General features: G+C 59.6%; 3 protein-coding genes. All 3 read right to left on the reverse strand.

The features are described 5' to 3' along the window. A partial coding sequence (gene folD / locus ACRZ91_RS22080; RefSeq protein ID WP_170474711.1) for a bifunctional methylenetetrahydrofolate dehydrogenase/methenyltetrahydrofolate cyclohydrolase FolD occupies nt 1-889 on the reverse strand: 889 nt, incomplete at its 3' end. 53 nt (nt 890-942) lie between these two features. Then, complete coding sequence (locus tag ACRZ91_RS22085; RefSeq protein ID WP_010442824.1) at nt 943-1,248, reverse strand: chorismate mutase; 306 nt, start codon at nt 1,246-1,248, stop codon at nt 943-945. Nucleotides 1,249-1,305: 57 nt separating this feature from the next. Then, nucleotides 1,306-2,982, reverse strand: coding sequence for a formate--tetrahydrofolate ligase (locus ACRZ91_RS22090; protein ID WP_260023057.1), 1,677 nt, complete (start codon nt 2,980-2,982; stop codon nt 1,306-1,308). Nucleotides 2,983-2,986: the final 4 nt, after the last annotated feature.

Raw genomic sequence — 2,986 nt, forward strand, 5'->3', positions numbered from 1 at the left:
ACGCTGTCAGGCCTTCGGGTTCTGGCAGGCCATTCGCCCGGCACGCGGCGGTCAGCGTATTCGCAAGCAGGCAGGCGATCGTCATCGGGCCTACGCCACCGGGTACCGGAGTGATTGCACCTGCGCGTTCGGCCGCGCTGGCATAGTCCACATCGCCAACCAGCTTGTTCTTGCCGTCACGTTCGATCCGGTTGATGCCCACGTCGATTACGGTCGCGCCTTCCTTGATCCAGTCACCCGGCACCATCTCGGGGCGGCCTACGGCGGCGACGACGATGTCCGCGCGGCGTACCACGTCGGGCAGGTCCTTGGTGCGGCTATGCGCGATGGTCACGGTGCAGCTGTCGCCCAGCAGCAGCTGCGCCATCGGCTTGCCCACAATATTCGAGCGGCCAATTACAACAGCATCCATGCCCGACAGAGAGCCATGGTGGTCGCGCAGCATCATCAGGCAGCCCAGCGGCGTGCAGGGCACCATCGATTTCTGACCCGTACCCAGCAGGCCGACATTCGAGATATGGAACCCGTCTACATCTTTCGCCGGATCAATCGAGTTGATCACCAGGTCTTCGTTCAGGTGCTTGGGCAGCGGCAGCTGCACCAGAATACCGTGTACGGCAGGATCGTTGTTCAGCTTGTCGATCAGCGCCAGAAGGTCTTCTTCGGAGGTGTCTGCATCCAGCTTGTGCTCGTATGAGTTCATACCGACCTCAACGGTCATCTTGCCCTTCGAGCGGACATAGACCTGACTGGCCGGATCCTCGCCCACCAGAACCACCGCCAGACCCGGTGTGATGCCGTTTTCTTCCTTCAGTTTCGCAACCTGGTCAGCCACCTGCGCGCGCACTTTGGCGGCAAAGGCCTTACCGTCGATGACTTGAGCTACCATCCTTTGATCCCTTCTTTCAAAAAACGGATCGGGCGCACAAAGCGCCCGGTCATTCAGTCGGGGCCGAGCACGCGTTCCTCGCGCGCAATCGACCAATCAATCAAGGTGCGCCATAGTTTTTCGGCAAGGTCAGGATCCATACCCAGCTCGTCCGAATTCATACGCACTTTTTGCACCACATCCTCGACACGCTCCGGAATACGTGCAGGCAAGCCCTCGCCCGGCTTCAGCGCGGATGCGCGGTCGATGTAACCTGCACGCGCCACCAACATCTCGATCAGCTGCCGATCCAGCTTGTCGATCTGAACCCGCAACTCCCGCATTGAGTGGCAGTCTTTTGGAGGTGTCAGAGTGGGCATGTTTGTCTCCTCATGGCCCGGGAATTCCCCGGACCACGAGATGTCTTATTCGGCGGCTTAGAACAAGCCCTCGATCTCACCTGCGTCATTGAGGCAGATGGTTTCCGCGGCCGGCTTGCGGGGCAGACCGGGCATGGTCATGATCTCACCGCAGACAACCACGATGAAACCGGCACCGGCGGACAGGCGGACCTCACGCACCGGAACCGAGTGGCCGGTGGGCGCGCCGCGCAGGGTCGGGTCGGTCGAGAACGAATACTGTGTTTTCGCCATGCAGACCGGCAGATTGCCATAGCCTGCCTCTTCCCATTCTTTCAGCTGGTTACGGATCTTGTTGTCGGCCAGAACCTCATCCGCGCGATAGATACGCTTGGCGATGGTTTCGATCTTCTCAAACAGTGGCATGTCGTCGGGGTAAATCGGCGAGAAGTTGGCGCTGCCGCCTTCGACGATCTCGACAACCTTCTCGGCCAGCGGCGCAGAGCCTTCCGAGCCCAGCTCCCAGTGGCGCGACAAAACCGCCTCGACGCCATGTTCGCCGCAATAGTCGCTGACCGCCTGTACTTCGGCATCGGTGTCAGTGACAAAGTGGTTGATGGCGACAACAACCGGCACACCGAAGGATTTCACGTTTTCGATGTGACGGCCGAGGTTGGCACAGCCCGATTTCACAGCGTCAACGTTTTCCGCACCCAGATCGGCCTTGGCAACGCCGCCGTTCATCTTCATCGCGCGCACGGTGGCAACCAGAACAACAGCCGACGGGGCAATGCCCGCCTTGCGGCACTTGATGTTCATGAACTTCTCGGCACCCAGGTCAGCACCAAAGCCCGCTTCAGTAACGACATAGTCAGCCACTTTCAGAGCGGTCTTGGTGGCGATGACCGAGTTACAGCCATGCGCGATGTTTGCGAAAGGCCCACCGTGAACAAAGGCCGGGTTGTTTTCCAGCGTCTGCACCAGGTTTGGCTGCATCGCGTCTTTCAGCAGCACGGTCATTGCGCCTTCGGCCTTGATGTCGCGGCAGTAAACCGGGGTCTTGTCACGGCGGTAAGCGACGATGATGTCGCCCAAACGCTTTTCCAGATCCTTCAGGTCGTTTGCCAGACACAGGATCGCCATGACTTCGGACGCCACGGTAATGTCAAAGCCAGCTTCGCGCGGGAAGCCGTTCGACACGCCGCCCAGAGACGCCGTGATCTGGCGCAGCGCACGGTCATTCATGTCGACCACACGGCGCCATGCGACGCGGCGGGTGTCGATCTCGCACTCGTTACCCCAATAGATGTGGTTGTCGATCATTGCCGACAGCAGCGAGTGGGCCGAAGTAATCGCGTGGAAGTCACCCGTGAAGTGCAGGTTCATCTCTTCCATCGGAACAACCTGCGCGTAACCGCCACCCGCAGCGCCGCCCTTCATGCCGAAGTTCGGGCCAAGCGAGGCTTCGCGGATACAGATCATCGCGTTCTTGCCGATGCGATTCAGGCCATCGCCCAGACCAACTGTAGTGGTCGTCTTGCCTTCACCCGCAGGGGTCGGGTTGATCGCCGTGACCAGGATCAGCTTGCCATCTTCACGGTCCTGAACCGAATTGATGAAATCCTGACTGACTTTCGCCTTGTCGTGGCCGTAGGGCAGCAGATCATCACTGGAAATGCCCAGCTTGGCACCGATCTCCTGAATCGGCTTCTTGTTTGCCTCACGGGCAATCTCAATATCGGATTTATAGCTCATTGGG

It is taken from the genome of Ruegeria sp. O11 (assembly GCF_056535285.1).